At 27.4% G+C, this 19,812-nt stretch carries 18 protein-coding genes; all 18 read right to left on the minus strand.

The features are described 5' to 3' along the window. Window positions 1-3: 3 nt before the first annotated feature. Window positions 4-1,278, minus strand: coding sequence for a phosphoribosylamine--glycine ligase (gene purD / locus V7R38_RS02750; protein WP_334055948.1), 1,275 nt, complete (start codon window positions 1,276-1,278; stop codon window positions 4-6). A gap of 44 nt (window positions 1,279-1,322) precedes the next feature. Then, window positions 1,323-2,093, minus strand: a complete 771-nt coding sequence (locus V7R38_RS02755) for a galactosyltransferase-related protein (RefSeq protein ID WP_334055949.1) — start codon at window positions 2,091-2,093, stop codon at window positions 1,323-1,325. 4 nt (window positions 2,094-2,097) lie between these two features. Next, the gene (locus tag V7R38_RS02760; RefSeq protein ID WP_334055950.1) at window positions 2,098-3,459 is read right to left on the minus strand and encodes an exopolysaccharide biosynthesis polyprenyl glycosylphosphotransferase; all 1,362 of its coding nucleotides are present in this window, start codon (window positions 3,457-3,459) and stop codon (window positions 2,098-2,100) included. Between the two features lies 1 nt (window position 3,460). Then, complete coding sequence (locus V7R38_RS02765) at window positions 3,461-4,681, minus strand: WcaI family glycosyltransferase (protein WP_334055951.1); 1,221 nt, start codon at window positions 4,679-4,681, stop codon at window positions 3,461-3,463. Beyond that, window positions 4,650-5,237, minus strand: coding sequence for a WcaF family extracellular polysaccharide biosynthesis acetyltransferase (locus tag V7R38_RS02770; protein ID WP_334055952.1), 588 nt, complete (start codon window positions 5,235-5,237; stop codon window positions 4,650-4,652). The genes V7R38_RS02765 and V7R38_RS02770 overlap by 32 nt, the downstream gene beginning before the upstream one ends. Next, complete coding sequence (locus V7R38_RS02775; protein ID WP_334055953.1) at window positions 5,204-6,184, minus strand: NAD-dependent epimerase/dehydratase family protein; 981 nt, start codon at window positions 6,182-6,184, stop codon at window positions 5,204-5,206. Before V7R38_RS02775 ends, V7R38_RS02770 begins: the two co-directional genes overlap by 34 nt. A 64-nt stretch (window positions 6,185-6,248) precedes the next feature. Next, window positions 6,249-7,346, minus strand: coding sequence for a glycosyltransferase (locus V7R38_RS02780; protein ID WP_334055954.1), 1,098 nt, complete (start codon window positions 7,344-7,346; stop codon window positions 6,249-6,251). After that, window positions 7,336-8,544 (minus strand): O-antigen ligase family protein, encoded by a 1,209-nt coding sequence (locus V7R38_RS02785; protein WP_334055955.1) that lies wholly within the window; start codon window positions 8,542-8,544, stop codon window positions 7,336-7,338. Before V7R38_RS02785 ends, V7R38_RS02780 begins: the two co-directional genes overlap by 11 nt. Then, entirely contained in the window at window positions 8,528-9,943 is a 1,416-nt protein-coding gene (locus V7R38_RS02790) for an O-antigen polymerase (RefSeq protein WP_334055956.1), read from the minus strand. The genes V7R38_RS02785 and V7R38_RS02790 overlap by 17 nt, the downstream gene beginning before the upstream one ends. A gap of 6 nt (window positions 9,944-9,949) precedes the next feature. Next, window positions 9,950-11,194: an oligosaccharide flippase family protein gene (locus V7R38_RS02795; protein ID WP_334055957.1), complete on the minus strand. Its 1,245-nt coding sequence runs from the start codon at window positions 11,192-11,194 to the stop codon at window positions 9,950-9,952. Next, window positions 11,194-12,366, minus strand: a complete 1,173-nt coding sequence (locus V7R38_RS02800; protein WP_334055958.1) for a CDP-glycerol glycerophosphotransferase family protein — start codon at window positions 12,364-12,366, stop codon at window positions 11,194-11,196. Before V7R38_RS02800 ends, V7R38_RS02795 begins: the two co-directional genes overlap by 1 nt. 14 nt (window positions 12,367-12,380) lie before the next feature. Beyond that, window positions 12,381-12,818 (minus strand): adenylyltransferase/cytidyltransferase family protein, encoded by a 438-nt coding sequence (locus tag V7R38_RS02805; protein WP_334055959.1) that lies wholly within the window; start codon window positions 12,816-12,818, stop codon window positions 12,381-12,383. After that, on the minus strand, window positions 12,809-14,629 hold the full coding sequence (asnB, locus tag V7R38_RS02810) for an asparagine synthase (glutamine-hydrolyzing) (protein WP_334055960.1): 1,821 nt from the start codon (window positions 14,627-14,629) through the stop codon (window positions 12,809-12,811). The genes V7R38_RS02805 and asnB overlap by 10 nt, the downstream gene beginning before the upstream one ends. Before the next feature lie 15 nt (window positions 14,630-14,644). Next, window positions 14,645-15,184 carry a dTDP-4-dehydrorhamnose 3,5-epimerase gene (gene rfbC, locus V7R38_RS02815; RefSeq protein WP_334055961.1) on the minus strand — a complete coding sequence of 180 codons (540 nt, stop codon included), beginning with the start codon at window positions 15,182-15,184 and terminating at the stop codon, window positions 14,645-14,647. Then, the gene (gene rfbA, locus V7R38_RS02820; protein ID WP_334055962.1) at window positions 15,184-16,038 is read right to left on the minus strand and encodes a glucose-1-phosphate thymidylyltransferase RfbA; all 855 of its coding nucleotides are present in this window, start codon (window positions 16,036-16,038) and stop codon (window positions 15,184-15,186) included. The genes rfbC and rfbA overlap by 1 nt, the downstream gene beginning before the upstream one ends. Before the next feature lie 4 nt (window positions 16,039-16,042). After that, window positions 16,043-17,050, minus strand: a complete 1,008-nt coding sequence (gene rfbB, locus V7R38_RS02825) for a dTDP-glucose 4,6-dehydratase (protein ID WP_334055963.1) — start codon at window positions 17,048-17,050, stop codon at window positions 16,043-16,045. A gap of 2 nt (window positions 17,051-17,052) precedes the next feature. Further along, complete coding sequence (locus V7R38_RS02830) at window positions 17,053-18,099, minus strand: hypothetical protein (RefSeq protein WP_334055964.1); 1,047 nt, start codon at window positions 18,097-18,099, stop codon at window positions 17,053-17,055. Window positions 18,100-18,126: 27 nt separating this feature from the next. Then, window positions 18,127-19,806: a DUF6909 family protein gene (locus V7R38_RS02835; RefSeq protein WP_015481854.1), complete on the minus strand. Its 1,680-nt coding sequence runs from the start codon at window positions 19,804-19,806 to the stop codon at window positions 18,127-18,129. Window positions 19,807-19,812 lie beyond the last annotated feature (6 nt).

Below are 19,812 nucleotides of genomic sequence, written 5' to 3' on the forward strand. Positions count from 1 at the left end.
TTCTTAAACTAAATCGAATCCGATATCTTTTCTGTAGTTCATTTTATCAAATGATATTTTGCTAATGCTTTCATAAGACTTATCTAAAGCCTCTTGAATAGAATCACCAAAAGAAGTTATAGCCATTACTCTACCTCCACTTGTTACTACTTTACCATTTTTTAAAGCTGTACCTGCATGAAATATGGTTGAATCTGCAACATCTTCTAGACCACTAATTTCTTTGTTTTTATCATAAGCTTCAGGATAACCTCCAGAAACCAACATAACAGTAGTTGCTGTTTGTTTAGTTACAACAAAAGACTTTTCATTCAACGTCTGATTTGCAACACCATCAAACAACTCGAATAAATCAGATTCAATTCTTGGTAAAACCACCTCTGTTTCTGGATCTCCCATTCTTACATTGTATTCTACAACAGACGGATTTCCATTATCATTCATTAAACCTATAAAAATAAAACCTTTATAATCTATACCTTCTTTCTGAAGACCGTCAATAGTAGGTTTTACAACTAATTCTTCTACCTTATTTAAAAAATTATCATCTGCAAAAGGCACAGGTGAAATTGCACCCATTCCTCCAGTATTTAAACCTACATCACCTTCACCTATTCGTTTGTAATCTTTTGCTGAAGGTAAAATCTTATAATTTTTCCCATCAGTTAAAACAAATACAGACAGCTCTATTCCTTTTAAGAATTCTTCGATAACCACAGTTGATGAGGCTTCACCAAACTTCTGATTAGAAACCATTTCTTTTAACTCTATTTTAGCCTCTTCTAAAGAGTTTAAAATTAAAACTCCTTTACCTGCTGCTAAACCATCTGCTTTTAAAACATAAGGTGGTTCTAAGGTTTCTAAGAAAGCAAAACCATCTTCTAAATTATCACTTGTAAAAGATTTATATTTTGCAGTAGGCACATTATATTTTTCCATGAATTTCTTAGAAAAATCTTTAGAACCCTCTAACAAAGCTCCGTCTTTTTTAGGACCAATAACAGGAATATTTTTTAGCTTATCATCTGCCAAAAAGAAATCATGAACACCATTTACTAAAGGTGCTTCAGGCCCAACAACTACAATTTTAATATTATTTTCTAACACTAGTTTTTTTACAGCATCAAAATCTGTAGGATTGATATTTACATTTGTTGCAATTTCATTTGTACCTGCGTTTCCAGGTGCAACAAAAACCGAGTTAACTTTTGGACTTTCAACTAACTTTAATGTAAATGCATGTTCTCTTCCTCCAGAACCTAATATTAAAATATTCATGGTAATTAATTTATGGATTGCAAATATATTTTAAATAAAATTGGCTACCTAAAACCCCACTTTAAAAAATATTTAATTGCCGAAAATGTATGTATAAAAAATAATTTTGTGCTTTTTGAAGAACCTTGTTTTAAAACATGTCTGATTTCTTCTTTGGGATAATAAAGCTTTAATTTATCCATTTTTTCGATTTTTTTACAAATATCAACATCTTCCATATATAAAAAATAGCGCTCATCAAAACCATTTAATTTTACAAAATCTTCTGTTCTGTATAGATGAAAACACCCTGTAATATAATCTGCAAAAAATGAAGAACGCAAGTCTTTATCTGAGTATTTACCTTTATTTATATTTCGTTTAAAGATAGATTGTAAGAAATTAAAACGTCTTGCTAAAAGTTCAGAAACCTTCGGGTATCTCCTACAAGAATTTTGAAAGGTTCCATCAGGAAATAACACCTTTGGGGCTATCATAGAAACCATTTCGTGTTTTTTAAGCTTATTGATTAAATTAGGAATAACTTCTGACTCAAAATTAACATCTGGATTTAGTATTAAATGAAATTTAGAATGGTTTGTAATATTACTCAAGATAACATTGTGGCCAGCTCCAAAACCCAAATTTTCACCATTTGAAATATAAAAAATATCATCATTTATAAATAAACCTTTATACCTTTCATCATCTGTATTATCTATAAGGTATAGCTTCTTTGAAAGGTTTACTCTTAAAAAGCACTCAATTGTATTAGAAAGTTCTTCTATATTTTCATGGTATAAAACTATTGATGCTGTTATTTCTAATTTACCCATGATTTTAGTAAGCTTTATCTTGGCCTTTAAAAATGTTTAAAATCGTTTGTGCTATAATCTTAATATCAAGAAAAAACGACCAATTCTCTATATAAAATACATCAAGTTTTACTCTGTGATCTATATCTGATTTTCTTTTGATTTCTCCTCTATAGCCAGAAACCTGAGCTAAGCCTGTAATACCTGGCTTCACAGAATTTCTGAACAAATAATTTTCAATCTCTACTAAATATTTTTTAGTTTGAACATTCATATGAGGTCTTGGGCCAACAATACTCATATCTCCTTTGAGAACATTAAAAAATTGTGGCAATTCATCTAAACTCGTTTTCCTTAAAAATGAACCAACCGAAGTTATTCTATCATCGTTTTTGGTTGTTGATATTTTATCTGCTAATGTATTTACCTTCATAGATCTAATTTTATAACAATAGAACTGATTACCATCTGCACCATCTCTTAATTGTTTAAATAAAAAATCTCCTTTAGAATTAATTTTTACAACAATCCATAGAATTGGTAATAGCCAAGAAAGAATAAAAACACAAACAATAAAAGAAAATAAAATATCGAAAGTTCTTTTTAGAATATGAGTTTCAATTTTTTCAAAAGGTAATTTTTTAGGTTTTAAGATAGGTATTGTACCATAATGAGTAAGTTTTAAATCTTTGCTATAAATATCTTTCTCCTCTGGAATTAAATTAAAATCTATATTGTTTTTACTGCAATAATTTCGAATAACTCTTAATTGTTGCTTGCTTATAGAATCTGATTCACAATAAACTTCATCTATGTTTTCTTCTGTGGTGTAATTTAAACCTTCAGTAATGTTACCTAAATACATATCAGAATAATCTTTCTTATCAGCAAAAAAACCGTAAAAACGATAGCCAAGGTCTTGCTTACTTTTAAATAATTGAATTACATTTTTAGCTGATTTTGAACTACCAAAAACAATAACATTTCTATAATTTTTACCACTTAACCTATAGGTTTTTAAAAGAAAAAAGAAGAATAGTTTAAAAAAGGTAATTAAAACTGTAAATGATATTATTATATTGAATTGTTCATTTATAATTTCACCTTCTCTAAAAATCGAAAAAAATGCAAAAAACGCTAATATAAAAACAGAAAATTGAGAAAGTAGATAAGTAACTAATCTAGCAATATGTGTATATCTATAAACACTATAAAATTTAGTAAAGTAAGCTATAAACAACCAAACAAAATTTATATATACTAAAAACTCGGCATTCAAATAGCCTTGATCCGCAAAGTAATATAAAACACTATTAATGATTATTATATCAAATAGAACAATTAGCGGTCTAATAAATCTAGAATATTTCTTAATTTTAGTTCTCAATTTAATTGTCGATTAATTTTAAAGACTCTATCTTAAACTGTTCTAATATTTTAGATTTGCTATAATTCTCTATAACATAACTTCTAGCACTTTCTCCAAACTGCTTTTGCAAGTTTTTTTCTGATTTTAATTCGAAAACAAAATCTAACAAAGGTTTACAATCTTGTGAATCGAAATACATCCCAGATTTAGACTCTTTGATTATAGAAGAAACTTCAGATTGAATATTTCCAGTAATTAAAGAAGGTTTAGCACTAGACATCATCGCTAAAATTTTAGATGGCATAACAGTATCTATAACATCTACTTTTTGAAACAATATATGTAAATCTGCACTACATAACAAATAAGACAACTCATTATATGGTACTGGACTATAAAACCTAATATTATCTAAATCTAGTAACGATTCTTCTAGCCAAATTCTTTTGCTACCATTACCAACTACAACAATCTCAACATCATTTAATTTTTCAATTTCCTTTGCAAATTTTATAAACAAATCCCAATCTTGTTTTTCTCCTATATTTCCAGAATATAAAATTTTAAATTTTGAAGACTTTAAATAAGTGTGAGTTTTATAATTATTTGGTTGAATAAAGTTTGCATCTACCCAATTAGAAAGTAGTTTATTTCTAGTTTCTGGAACCTTATTCTCTAACTTTTTAACCATAGAAGTACTAATGGTACTAATAAAATCTGCAGATTTTAAGAGTTTTTTTTCAATAAAAAACAACGTATTAAAAATTATATTTTTATTTCCAACCAAGTTTGAATCTGTAGCAGCGTCAAATTCAAAATCTTGAACATGAATCCAAAGTTTGGCCTTTTTAAATTTTGCTAAAATTTTACCTATAAATACTGAACCTATAAATGGCACTACACATAAAACTAAATCTGTTTCTTTTATTTTGAATGTGTTAAAAAAGGTACCTATTGAAAAATCTAATAAGTGCAATATCCTTTTTATAAAGTTTGGTTTTTTTGGAACGTACTGTTTGTATCTAAAAATGTTAACTCCATTTATAGTTTCTTGGTAAAATTTACCTTTGGATTTATAAGATTCATTGATTCTCCAAGCAGGATAATAAGGAAAACCAGTGATAACATCAACATCAAAATTGTTTTCTACTAAATATTGTGCTAATTGGGTTGTATAAAGGCCTATTGCAGTATCTTCTGGAAAGTAGTTAATCCCTATTATTGTTATTTTTTTTCTCAACTCTTTGTTTTACTGGTTTAGCTGGATTACCATAACATACCCAACCACTAGAAATATCTTTATACACACTACTTCTTGCACCAATTACAGCACCTTTGCCAATTGTTACTCCTGGTGCAATATAAACATCATTAGTGATCCAGCATTCATCTTCAATAATTATTTTGTCACTTAATATTGGAAAATTTGGTTTTGTATAATCATGTAATCCAGTGTTAAAGTATACGCCATGAGCTACAGCAACATTACTACCTATATTAATATCTCCTAGGCTATATAAGATAGTTTCCTCACCTATCCAAGTATCGTTTCCTATTGTAACTTTCCAAGGATAAGTAAACTTAGCAGACGACCTAATTAAAACATTTTTGCCAATTTTTGCTCCAAAAGCTCTTAACAAAAATCTTCTCCAACCATAAAAAAATTGAGGAGACATAGCGAAAAGAGTTTTCTCTGTAATCCACCAAATTTGAACAATAAATTTAGACCTGCCTCTAAAACCTTGAGGCACTTTAAATTTGCTTAAATCTTGGTATTTCTGTTCTCTATTAACCACTTATAAGTAATTTGAGTTGATTCTTTTAAATTATAAGGTAATTTACCTACTACTCTTTCTACATCTTTCGTATTAAAAAACATATTTGTTGTTAAATTGTTGAGTCTAAAATTTGTTAATGGAGGATTCTTCACTCCTAATTTTTTGACCAAGTCTCCAGCAATAGCAATAAATCTTAATATAAAAATAGGTATTTCTTTAACATCTTTTTTATGATAATGCTGAGAAATTAAATTAGCCCAAGATTTGACCTCTAATTCATAAAAGTCTGAAAGATAAACCGTTTTTCTATTTAACTTATTACTATATATTAATTTATCTAATATATGAACACAGTTTAAAACAAAGCCAAATTTCTTATGAATTTTAACACCCTTAGGATGAAAATAAAAGCCTTTTTCTATAGTATCAAAAAAGTTTTTATAAGGAACATCAAACCAAGGTCCCCATAAAGATGTTGGTCTAACAATAATCCAATTATCTGTCAATAATTTAGATTCTCTAACAATTTTTTCTCCTATTATCTTACTTTCTCCATAAATGGTAGAAGGCCTATAATCAAATTCATCTTTTGGCTCATATCCAATTTCACAAACCAATCTGCTAGATGCAAAAATCACCTTCTTTAAATTTAGGACACTTTTTAAAGAAATAATTATATTTTCTACTCCTTTAATATTTGCCTTATATTCCTCTAGATTTACACCATCTAAATCTGTTCTAGCAGCCATATGAAATATATAATCTGGCTGAAAACTTGAAATTGCGTTATTTAAAGATTCAAGATTTAAAATATCTATTTTTTCCCAATATTCCTCGTGTTTGGGATTTCTAGGTTTTTTAATATCCAGGTTTAATACTTTACAAGTATTTTTATAAAATTCTACCAAGTTAGTTCCTATAAAACCAGAACCACCAGTGATTAGAATTTTCTTTTTATCTGACATGTACAATTAGAATAAGCATCAAAAATACGTAATAATTTAAAAAATGAACTACCACTTTTTAAAACTATTTTATTTCGTTAGCTGTAGTTTTATAAAAACCAATCCAATCTTTAATCTTTGTGTCCCAAGAGTACTCCTTTTCTACAAAATCTCTTAATTTTTGTCCTCTTAGATTTCGTTCTGACCTAGACCAACTTACAGCTTTTGACAATTCAGAAAATAGATTATTTTCTGAAGGGTTAATCAATACGCCTCCATTTTTATTCCAATCCTTTAACAAACCAGTTTGATAGGTAGTTATTACAGGCGTCTGGTTTTTAGCTGCTTCTAAATTAACCATACCAATAACCTCTGAATGTGATGGAGCTACAAATACAAAAGCTTCTCTATAAAGTTTTTCTTTTTCCTTTCCTTTTACCAATCCTACAAAATCTACTCTTTCTAAAATGTTTAAGTCATCAGCAATTTTAGCAAGCTCATTCTTATACTCATTAAATTCTCCAGCTATTTTTAGTCTTATATTTTTATCTTCTAAATTGGAAAATGCCTTTATTAAGATATCGATTCCTTTTTTTTCATCTAGCCTACCTAGGTATAATATATATTTATTTTCAAAACTAAGATTAGCTTTAAAAGGAGATTCAATAGATATTAAATTTGGTATAACTTTAATTTTACTCTTTGGGAATAATTTTTTTAATTCCTTTGCTTCTAATGGCGTTATTGCATGCAAGTAATTTGCACTATTAAAGTATTGATAAACTATACGTTTAAAGTACTGTTCCTTTTTAAATTTACCTTTAGTCCATAACCAAGGTTCTAACATGCCATGACAAGTTATGATATAAGGGATATTATTATTAAAAGCATATTTAGCAGAAATATACTGAGGATACATCCAAACACCATGAATATGAATTAAATCAATTTTTTTATTTGTATGTAATCGTTTTATTTCATCAACTAAATTTGATGAATATCGCCAAGGAACTGAACCTCCTTTAACTAAAATAATATCGTCTTCTTCTTCACATCTTGTTGATATAATAACAGAGTTTATGCCATTTTCTAAAAGTCTTTCATTCAACTCCTTTACAACAGTTCTCAACCCCCCACTTGATAAAGAAAAATCTTCTAATACATGAACTACATTAGTCGTCATTTAAATCATTTTTAAAGAAATACAAATTAATAAGAAATGAAAAAAATATCACCCCATCTTCTCTTTCCAATATATTTTCTGTTAGCATATTTAATATAAAATATAAGTTTAAAAGATAAAGCATTTTTAAATCTTGTTTTCTTGCAATTTTAAACACGGTAAATAAGTAAAATAAAAAAGCCATTAAACCAAAAATTCCTGCAGACAACCAAATACTGAAATACTGATTGTGTGTATTATAATTTTTTTGAATTTCTAAAGAATTCGAGTTTAAATAGCAATTATTTAGAACCACATTAACATCTCCAATACCATAGCCTAAAATTGGTGATTTAGATATATTACGAATTGTACAATCATAAATTTGTAACCTAATTCCTGTAGATGAATCTTCATTACTTTTCTGCGCAATTAAATCTTTTAGCTCAGAAAACGTATTTATATTATTATACTTAGGCAAATAAATAATCAAAAGTATTAAAAGAAGAAAAACTGGTACTAGATAAATACTCTTTTTTAAATTAAGCTTATTTCTAAATAAATAAAAAGCTCCTATCACTAAAAGTGATAATATTGGGCCCTTCTTATTCAAGATACCCATAAAAATCAATAAGACTAGTGACAAAATAAAAAAGACATATTTTTTATTTTTAATAAATAGTTCTAAAGAAAAAACTATTGATACTCCTACATAAATTGATAGATAAATTGGGTGAATTAAATATCCAGTATTTCTAATATTAATTAAATTTGAATAGTGGACTAATGTGCTTTTAAATGTGTAATATGGCTCTGTGATATAAAAATAACTAAAAGAAAAAATCAAAAATAACAGAGTAGAAAAAATTACCATTTTCTTTATTACCTCTAAAGATTTGGTATTAAGAATTTGAGTATCGCCAGCTAATAAATAAAAGATTAAAGGAAAAATTATTAATGAGGCACTCGATTCTAATTTTTTATATCCAACATAGAAGTTGTCAGAAAAAAAACAACTGACTAATAAAAACCCAAAGAAACCGAGACTAATTAATAGTTTTTGATTTGAATGTTTTTGTTTGGTTTTTAATTTTAATTTACGAAAAACAATACTTAATAGTAAACTAAATATAAGGTATGGTTTTACTTTATCTGGAAAAACAAGAAGGCTAGCGTTTAAATAAATTAAAAGAAGAGTTATGTTATTTATAATTTTCATAATCAACTCTTTTAAATAGTGAAAAATAAAGCTTTGGAATTACCAATATTACTATAAAAGTAGCAAACAAAAAGGCAAAGCCATTTGTAAAATCTCCTCTCAAAAAGAAAATTAAATGAATGGCAGCATAAAAAGATGCCGCTTTTTTTAAGGGGTCATTGCCATTTACCCAATTCGTCATTCTCGACATGAAAAAAGCAAGTAAAATTGCGAACATTATAATGCCCAAAATTCCGAAATTTAAATATCCTTCTGATACATAGGGATTAGATAAATTTGTAAAACTATATTTATCTCCATAATTATCTCTTAGATAATTCCCAATAAACTCACCACTTGAAATGGGTTTATTTTCCCATACTTTTCTTGGAACAAAAAAGAACAAACCTCCAGAAAGTTGCCTACCATAAGATAAAGAGTTCTTTTCTGCATATTCTATTGATGCAGAAAAATTTATAAATGCATCGTAATTTAATGAAGTAAAAGTATTTGTAATTCCATGTTCATTCGCTTTTTTAAGAAAAAGTTTTGGATTGTTTACTAGCTGCTCTAAGGAATAACCTGAATGGGTAATTAATGATATTGTAGGAAACACAATAATCATAGACATAAATAAAAATACTAAAATTTTAAAATTGGTATTTAATAGTCTTGGTAATAGTAAAAAAATAAGAGTGATGTATATTGGTCCTAAAGCATTTCTTTTTTCTGTTAATGGATTTTTTATTAACAATACCAAAACCAACAATAGAATAGTTACAAATAAAATGTAATAGTAATTTTTTGATTTTTTAGTGATGCGTAAGTAACCTATAGCCATTATAAAAGCCATAAAAGGAACCATTAATATTATTTTTTCTCTTATTAATAAACTAGATTTCGAAGTTCCTTCCAAATCAAAATAATTACTATTTAAGTACTCACTTTGTATATGACTAAAATTTAAAATGAAAATTACTATACTTAAGAAAAAGAATACAATAATGTGAAATGGTAAATTTTTATTTTTCTTGTAGCTTACCACTTTGTTTTTAATTGCGTTAAAATATCTGTAAAAAACAAAAAAGACAATATTGAATAGTAATACTAGAATATTGGTTTTAATAATAAGATAATCGTTGTAAACCAGCTTTGTTGGTAAATTTAGATTTTCTGTTACATAGACATTATGCACTTGCAACATGGGAGCAATAAGAAAAAACAAAAAATTAAATACTATGTAAGATGAAAGTATAGGAGCAAATTTCTTATCCCTGTATAAATAGTAATAGGTCATTACTGCTAAAACCAAAAAATTTAACGTAAAAAGTGTTTTTATAAAAAACGGAATTTTAGTGAATAAAATTAATGGCAAATAAGTGGCAATAAATAATGTAAAAAAAATAGATTTTAACTTCATAAGCACTTATAAACTTAATACTTTATTTTTTACAACATAAAAGCCTCTTGTAAAAACTAATACAAAATCAGATAGAATACGTAGGTAAATTAAATTCCAGAACGTAATTTTGTTTAAAACAAATAAAATTAAAACGAATATAATATACAGTATAGAACTGATTATTAGTGAGTTATTATATTGTTTAAAAAAGCCAAATGCAACCAATGCACAGGTACCTAATATATAGGTTAAGGAAATTAAAGGTATTAATAAGGCAAGTGTTTTAAGAACAGAAGCGTATTCTATTAATTCGTAACCTCCTAAAAAGCTCATGAGTTCTTCTGAAAAATAATTTATTAGTAAATACATAATTAAACCAAAAAAAAGACTCAGGCCAATAAGCTTAATTAGTAATTTTTTATCTAAAGTTCTAGAGATTGTAGGAAAAACAGCTTGCTGAATCATTTCGAAAGGTATTACACAAAAAAACACAATTTTAGATGCAGTATCAAAACCAGAAACATCATCCATAGAGGAATATATACCTATTAAAAAAATAGTTCCGTAATTGAAAACTAGCGACAAAAATCTTCCTAAAAAGAACATAATTGCTGCCCTAAAATACTCTAGCATTTTTTTAATGGGCACTAAATAAAATTGAATTTTATAATCTACTTTTAAAGAACGAAGTCCTAAAAACCCCATAATTATATTAGAACTAATTAATAACCATACATAAATAAAAAGATCGTTTTGAGATTTTACAAATAAAAATGTACTTATAATTACAAATAGCCTAGATATAAAAATAATTATAGTAGCCGTCTTTAACTTCTCTACTCCCTGATAGAACCAAATTGGAAAAAAAACTTCTCCAAGACCTAAAAGTAATAATAGAAATAATAAATCAATATTTTCTGAGAAAGGATTGAAAAATGAAATTCCAAATAATACTAGAAATGAGAAAATAAAAAGCACAAATTTTATAATGTAAATAGAAGAAACCACTTCATCTATTTTCTTTGTATCGTTTCTATTATCTACAATATATTTTGCTGCATAAACATTAAAACCAAAATTTATGAATATCAAAAAAAACTGTATTACTGAATCAGCCCATGTTAATAAGCCATAAATCTTAGTACCAAAAATTCGAATTAAATAAGCTACTAACACAAATTTAAAGCCAATATTAAAAAATTTTAATAGGCTTAAAAAAGAAAAGTTTTTTAAAATAATTATGTAATCTTTATTTTTAAAAAGATTCATTAATATTCGAATTTTGAAAGATTATTGAACAATTGCTCATTAAAATTTTTATGATACTTATGAAATAAATTTTTCATTTGACTCCTTTGTTCTATATAAGAATCTTTTTCTTTAAGAATAGTTTCAGATAAAAATAGTTCTAATTCTTTTTCATTAGAAATAATTTCTCCTGGCATATATTTTATAGGGTCTTCAAAAACAAACCCTCTAGATTCTTTAAATTCTTGTAAATCTGAAAAAACAAATCCGATTGGTATATCTAATAAAAGAAAATCTATGTAAATAGAGGAGAAATCTGTTAAAAGAATATCGAAAGAACTAAATGTGGAATACATATTTACACCTTTTTCTATAAAAGAATTATTATTTAAGAATTTAATATTTGTATAATTTATAAAATCTTCTAACCCCCTATAATCCATAGGATGTAGTTTAACGTATACTATTGAATTACTTTCTTTTAAAAAGCTATTAAGTTTTTTTAAGTATTCTGGATTTATAAAATCTTTTTCTTTTTCAATACTTCCATCGGTTCTTAAATCTCGAACTACAGATTTTCTAAAAGTAGGCATCCATAGAATTGTTTTAGCATAATTTTCGCGATCATTAAATAAACGATGAATTGATATATTATCATTTAGAAGTAAATCATTTCGTGTTTGACCAACAATTTGAACTTGATTTATTTTAGAACCAAATGCTTTCATCAATATTTTTTGATAAAACTGTGATGTGGATAAATGAATGTTAGAAATAGGTATTTTACTTTCAGAACCTTCATATAAACCAATTTTCTTAATTGGCATTCCATGCCAAAGATTAATTTTTCTTTGACCTTTAATTAAACCTAATTCGTTAAATAAACCATGCGTATGAAAAACTAGCTCCGCAGTTAAATAATGAAAAAAACCTTTAACAGATTTCTTTTTTAAAATTATATAATTTTCTGATGCTGTATAATTAGCTATAAGTTTTAAAAAAAAGTCTTTTTTTTCTAAACTATCTACAAGCCAAATATTTTTATATTTTGGAAGATTATTTGATACAAAAACAAAAGTTGCAAAGCTATTATCTGTAAAATCTGGAAAACTGTGATAAACTATTTTACGTTTATTTGTAATAATTCGTTTTAATAAATTTACTAAATAACCTCTAAGTTTATTTTTAATCATTCCTAACACTAAAACTATTTATCTTTTCTTAAATTCAAAAGAGTCTGATTAATTAAGGTAGATGAAGTACCCTCTGTATAAGGGAAATAAACAATTTTTACCCCTACATCTTTGAATTGTTTGTCTAATTTTTTCCATTTTTCACTTTTAAACCAATCATCTCCAACAAACATAATATCAAACTTTAGTCTTTCCCACATTTTAAATTTATCCATATCATTTTGTGGTACAACAGCATCTACGTATTTGATACTTCTAATGATTTCCATTCTTTCTGAATGATTTATAACTGCTTTTTTGTTTTTATAAGCAACCAACTCATCTGAAGTAACCCCTACAATCAAGTGATCGCATAAACCTTTCGCATTTTTTAAAAGATTTAAATGGCCCACATGAAAAAGATCATAGACCCCAGAAGTATATCCTATTATTTTTTTATTTTCTAATCCCATTTCCAAGTTTTTTCAAAATAATTATTTTTAAAAAATTCTATGTTTAAAAACATCCATAAAATTTGACCTGCTCTTTCTTCATCTTTAATTTTAAGTATGAGCTCTTCTAAAGCTTCTTTTTTTAACCATTTAGAATTTGATAGATTTTCTTTTGCAAGATTCTCTAGATTAGTAAACCAATTATTTAGAGGTACTGGAAAACCAACCTTTTTTCTTTCTATAATTTCTTTTGGTAGATATTTATAAGATATCTTTCTTAAAATGTATTTAGGAATATCTAAAACCTCACTATAGTCTTTTGCCAATTTAAACTTTGCCTCTTCTTTTCCAGTATTATTTAACCACTTTAACTTAAGATCATAAGGAATGTTTTTATATGAAAATTCGATTAAATTATGATCTAAAAAAGGAACTCTTGCTTCTACAGAGGTTTGCATTGTAGTCATATCTACCCTTTGCAACAAACCTTTTACATGATATTTATGAAAAAATCGAAAAACATTTTCCTCATTAGAATGATTAGAAAAAGCTTTTGTGTTTACTTCATCAAAAACTTTTCTGTATTCTGTAGATGAATTTAAAACTTTATCTCTAATTGCTCTTGGCACATACTCATAAGCATTTATAAAAGTATCATAAAAAGATTTTTCTTTTTTATGATTTTCATAGTCGAATGGTAGTCTAAATATTCTTCCATAACCACCAAGAAGTTCATCTGCACCTTCACCCGATAATACTACCGTTATTTTTTCTTTCAGTTTTGTAGACATTAAAGCTAAAGGAATTTCGTTTGGAACACCTAATGGAGCATCTTTATATCTAATAAGTTCTTTCCACTTATCAATATACTCATCTTTATCCATTAAAATTTCATGATGATTCGTATTGTATTTATTAGCAATAATTTTTGAATATTTGAACTCATTCAATTCTTTAAAACCAATAGTATATGTATTGATTTTTTTCTCTGAATTTATTACTGTAATAGCTGTTATAATACTTGAATCTACTCCTCCACTTAAGTAGGTACCTAAAGGCACATCAGAAATCAAACGATAGTTAACAGCCTTATTAAGTTCTTGGTCAAAATCGGCTATAATTTTATCCTCTTTATAAGAGTTTGAGGTATTAAATGCTTCAGGCAGATCCCAATATTTATTTTCTTTAATAGATAAATCTTTTCCTATTTCTAGATAAAATCCAGGTTTAACTTGATAGATATTTTTAAAAAAAGTATAAGGAGCTCTAATGTATCTATTTCCTAGATACTCATCAATCGCGGCTTCATTAAAAACAGGGTTTAGCAAACCACTTGATAAAACCCCTTTTATCTCAGAAGAAAAAATAATTTTTTCATCATCATTGAAATAATATAATGGTTTTATACCCATTCTATCTCTTATTAAAAAGAGCTTTTCTTCATCATAATTAAAAAGAGCAATTGCAAACATTCCATTTGCTTTGGATATAAACCAATCTACACCATATTCTTCTACAGCAGCAATAATAACTTCGGTATCTGAATTGGTTTTAAATGAATATTTAAGTTCTTTTTTAATTTCTTTAAAGTTATATATCTCACCATTAAATACAATACCCCATTTTTTTGAATTTGTAAACATTGGTTGATTTGCTAGACTTCTAACATCTATAATACTAAGCCTAACATGCCCTAGCATAATATTTTTTTCATATTCAGAAAAGCACTGAGCATCTGGTCCTCTATGATTTATTGCTAAATTCATCTTAGAGATTCTCTTATCTGCTTTTAATATTCTAGTTTTTGAATAAAAACCGTTAATACCACACATATATATTCTTATATTTTAAAACTCTTTAAATGTTTTTAGTATCGCATCTTTCTCTGACAATATTATCTCATCACTTCCTAATTTCCAGTCAATATTTAAATCTTTGTCATTAAAAATTACGCCAGCCTCTGAATCTGGATTGTAATAATTATCGCACTTATAATAAACTATTGTATGGTCTTCTAAAACTGAAAAGCCATGTAAAAAACCTTTTGGTACAAAAACTTGTTTGTTATTTATTCCTGATAATTCTATAGTAAAGACTTTACCATATGTTTCAGAATCTTTTCTTACATCAACCACAACATCTAAAATTTTACCTTTTACTACTCTAACTAATTTTGCTTGAGCAAACTTACCTTTTTGTAAATGTAAGCCTCTTATCGTTCCATATTGAGAGATTGATTGATTACCTAATACAAACTCATTATTGAATCCTGTTTTCTTTTTAAATTCTTCTTTATTAAATTCTAGTAGAAAGCTCCCTCTAGAATCTCCAAAAATCTGTGGTTCAATCACAAAACATCCTTTCAAATTGGTTTCGGTTACCTTCATTACAGTTTTAATAAATTAATAGCATAACCACTCTTTAAAAGAGGTTGAGCCAATTTTCTAAATTGATCTTTATTTATAAAGCCACTGTTATAAGCTGCTTCTTCTATAGAACCTACTTTTAAGCCTTGCCTCTCTTCTATAACCTGCACAAATTGACCTGCTTGCATTAAAGAGTTAAACGTTCCTGTATCTAACCATGCTGTACCTCTATCTAAGATTTCTTCAGAAAGTTTTCCTTTTTTTAGATATACATTATTTACTTCTATAATTTCTAATTCGCCTCTTTTACTTGGTTGTATATTTTTTGCAATTGCAACAACATCGTTATCATAAAAATAGATTCCAGGAACTGCGTAATTAGATTTTGGCTGATCTAGCTTTTCTTCAATGGAAATAGCCTTGTTATTATCATCAAATTCAACAACACCATATCTTTCTGGATCGTTTACATGATAAGCATATACAACTCCTCCTTTAGGATTTGTATTTTCTTTGAGCAGTTTTGCCAAACCAGATCCATAGAAAATATTATCGCCTAAAATTAAAGCTACAGCATCATCGCCAATAAATTTTTCTCCAATAATAAATGCCTCTGCTAAACCATTTGGACTTTCCTGAACTGCGTACTCAAATTGACATCCAATTTTACTTCCATCTCCAAGAAGATCTTTAAAAAGTGGAAGATCTTTTGGTGTAGATATAATTAATATTTGATTGATACCTGCTGAAATTAAGGTAGAAATTGGGTAATATATCATAGGTTTGTCATAAACAGGCATTAATTGCTTGCTTATGGCCAACGTAAGTGGATGCAATCTTGTACCTGAACCTCCTGCTAATACTATTCCTTTCATAATTTTATTGATATTTTTTTAAATACCACTTAATAGTTTTTTTGATTCCTGATTCAAAATTTTCTTGAGCTTTCCAGCCTAATTCACGCTCTATTTTATCAGCATCTATAGCATATCTAAAATCATGACCAGGTCTATCTTTTACAAAACTAATTTGATTTTTATAAGATTCATTCTTAGGTTGAACTTCATCTAAAATTTCACAAATTTTATTGGCAATATATAAGTTGTCTCTTTCATTTCTACCCCCAATATTATAGGTATCACCCAACTTACCGTTTTTATACACCAAATCAATACCTCTGCAATGATCTAAAACATACAGCCAATCTCTAATATTTTTTCCATCTCCATAAATGGGGATTTTATCATTTGATAAAGCTTTTCTAATAATGGTTGGTATTAACTTTTCATTATGCTGTTTAGGACCATAATTGTTAGAACAATTTGTTGTAATTACATTCATACCATACGTATGAAAATAGCTTCTCACCAAAAAATCTGAAGATGCTTTTGAAGCACTATAAGGACTATTGGGTGAATAAGGCGTTTTTTCTGTAAATAAGCCTGAATCTCCTAATGTACCATAAACTTCGTCTGTAGAAATATGATGGAACCTAGAATTTTCAAAACCTTCATTAAATTGAAATGGAGAATGCATCCAAAAGTTCTTTGCAACATCAATTAAGTTAAATGTTCCAAAGACATTGGTTCTTACAAATGCATCTGGGTTTTCAATGGAATTATCTACATGAGATTCTGCTGCAAAATGAATTACTCCATCAAACTTATGTTTATTAAAAAGTGCTTTTACTAATTTTCTATCGCAAATATCACCTTCTACAAAATCATAATTATCGTGATCTTCAATTTCCTTTAAATTCTCTAAATTACCAGCGTAAGTTAACAAGTCTAAATTTACAACCTTTACATCTTCATTATTTTCTAAAAAATAGGGTATAAAATTAGAGCCAATAAAGCCTGCTCCACCAGTAATTAAAAGTGATTTCATAGCTATTTACTATAGTTTTCTAAATACCTATTTAATTTAATTAACAGAAGTATTACAATCATTAGACCTGCAAATGCAATACCTACTAAAAATGCATAATTTTTGGTAACCTCTTTAAATTCATGACCAATAGGTTGAAAATTAGAAATTACATTGATTACTTCGTAATTTTTTGATTTCTCTTCTGATATTTCTTCTAGATCTGAATTAAGCCTTCTATTCGTATTAAAAAGCTCTAATTCATTTGTGGTTTTAGTTGCAGTTGAACCTAAATCTATACTTGTTCCTGAATTTGGGTTTTTAGCTTCTTCTAGCATTACCTGCATATAGACCATTCTCAAAGAATCTAACTGAACTAAATTTTTACGATATAGGGAATCTTTTCTGTTTAGATTTTCATTGGTTAGTTCTTTAAATCTTTTGAAATATTTATTATTTACTACGGATGAAATTATAACCTCATCTAACTTATCAAAAACATCATTTTTTTGAGCGACTACATTAATCTTGTGAAAATTATAATCATAGTCTGTAAACGAATTTTTAAAAGTTTCAAATTCGTAACTTTTAATGGTTAAAGTGTCTACCTCTAAAACTAATTGATCGTAAGCATTTATAATATCGTTCTCAACCCTAATTGGCTCAATGGTAAATTTTTGTAATGAAGCTGCCTCAGCTTTATCTAAATTAAATACTTTTTGAAGTGCTGCTGTATCTTTCTGTTTTACAAGATCATTATAAAAATTAATGTTATTGTAAAGCTGTCTAGAACTTTTAAAGTTTGGCTGAAGTATCATTTCTGAACCAAAAGAATCTGGTTTTGAGGTCTCAAAAATGAAACCAACAATAATTCCTAGAAGTAAAGCCCCAGAAATTTTGATAAAATTAGATCTTAGAAATAAAAGAATAACGATAAAAAAGTCGAAAATCCCTTTAAAGATATTACCAATAAAATTGAAAAAGTTTTTGAATCCTTTACCAATAATTACAAATAATGATCCTAAGTCTACTTCTTCTTCGTTTTTATTGTTTGGTTGATTTGTTGACATATTACTATATATTAAAGCTAGTTTAATTTAAAATATTTGTTCGAGAATTCTCTGTGTTATGGCATATGTTGGTGTAACACCTGTCATTCCCAATCCTCCAGAAGCCAATGTTGCTCCTGTTTCTAGAGGGTTATCTGAGGCATAGTAAGCATATCTTACTTTTACATCTTCAGAAATATTACCTCTAATTTTAGATGCAGACTGAATTGCTTTTTGGTAATGTGCACCCTCCATCTCTAAACCAATTACATTCCATGTAGAATCATGAAAAAATTTTAATAAATCTTTATTCTGTAAAGACGTACCTAAAACAGAAATCATAGAACCATCAAAAACTTTTACTCCAAAACCCTCTAAATCTTCTTTCTTAAGTTCATTTTTAAAAGGATAATTATCTGCTGTACCTTCAAAAATATGGGCAGAAGGAATCATTATATCCCCTTTACCACCTTCTAAAATACCAGCTTTACCCATAATTGAAATAGATTTAACATCTAAGTGAACTTTTTCTGCATCTGCTTCATATGGCTTTAACAATTCGTCCATCGTTTCATAAGCTTGTTCACCAAAAGCATAATCCATAACAATAATTACAGGTTTCTCTTCTAAAGAATGCTGTTTTTGAAACGGAGAATCATTAAAATTTATTTTATCTGTATCAATAATTTGTACATTAATATTGGTACCTGAAGTATCTTTAACGTAAATCAAACCATTTTTTGAAGCATAATCCATCACTTTCTTTTGCAATGGTTTACTATCTGAATTACTTAAAAGTTGATAAAGTTCAAATTCTTTATGACTTTCTGCTTCTTTTGGCAAAGCTCCTTTTGCATAAATAGAATTAAGAACACTGTGCATATTTGCACTTATAATATGCAAAGGTCTTTCTAATAATTGATATTCTTTTAAAATATGTTTGATGTCATTTGCCCAAATTTCACCATAAATATGATGCCCAATTTCTTCTATCAATAGTGAGCTAAAGGTTACTGTTCTTTTTTTACTTTCAAGCACTTCTTTAATGGCTAATTTTCCTAACCAATAAATTAATCCGAAAAATTTATGTGGATTTTCTTCTGTTGAAAAAATCTTGTAAGTGGCAGAAACTTCATCAAAAGTTCTACCTAAAATATTACCCAAATGAACAATAATTACTTCTTTTTCTTCTTCAGATATTTCTTTTTGATGTAAAACAACATCCTCTAAATGAAGCCATTCTCTGGTAAAATCTTCACCTTCATTAATAGAAACTCGCTCTTGAATTTTATGAGACTCTATAAATAAAAATGTTAAGTGGGTTAGAATATCATAAATCTCAGATCTACCTCTGGTAATTTCAATATTCATTTGATCTTTATCAATTCTGTAGCAATTTCTTCTTCTTTTTGGTGGAATTATTGCCTTAAAATGAGAGTTTTTATAACCTTCATCTGCAGTTAAATTAATAAATTGACATTGCTCAATTCCTTCTGGCAACCTTTCAATCACATAAACTAAACCATCTAATTCAATTTTTTCTTCTGCAATAGAACCGTAAATTTCTGGACGTAATAACAATAACGATTTTCGTAAAGTTTCTCCAGAAACACCCATTGGTTTATAAAAACCCCTTGTAAATAGGTGTCGCATTGAAATGTATAATTTTTCAATGGCATTTGTAGACTCTTGTGCCCTTGTTCTCTCTATATTTTTGGTATGTAACATTCTAAA

It is taken from the genome of Polaribacter sp. P097, from assembly GCF_036864555.1.
Lineage (GTDB): Bacteria > Bacteroidota > Bacteroidia > Flavobacteriales > Flavobacteriaceae > Polaribacter.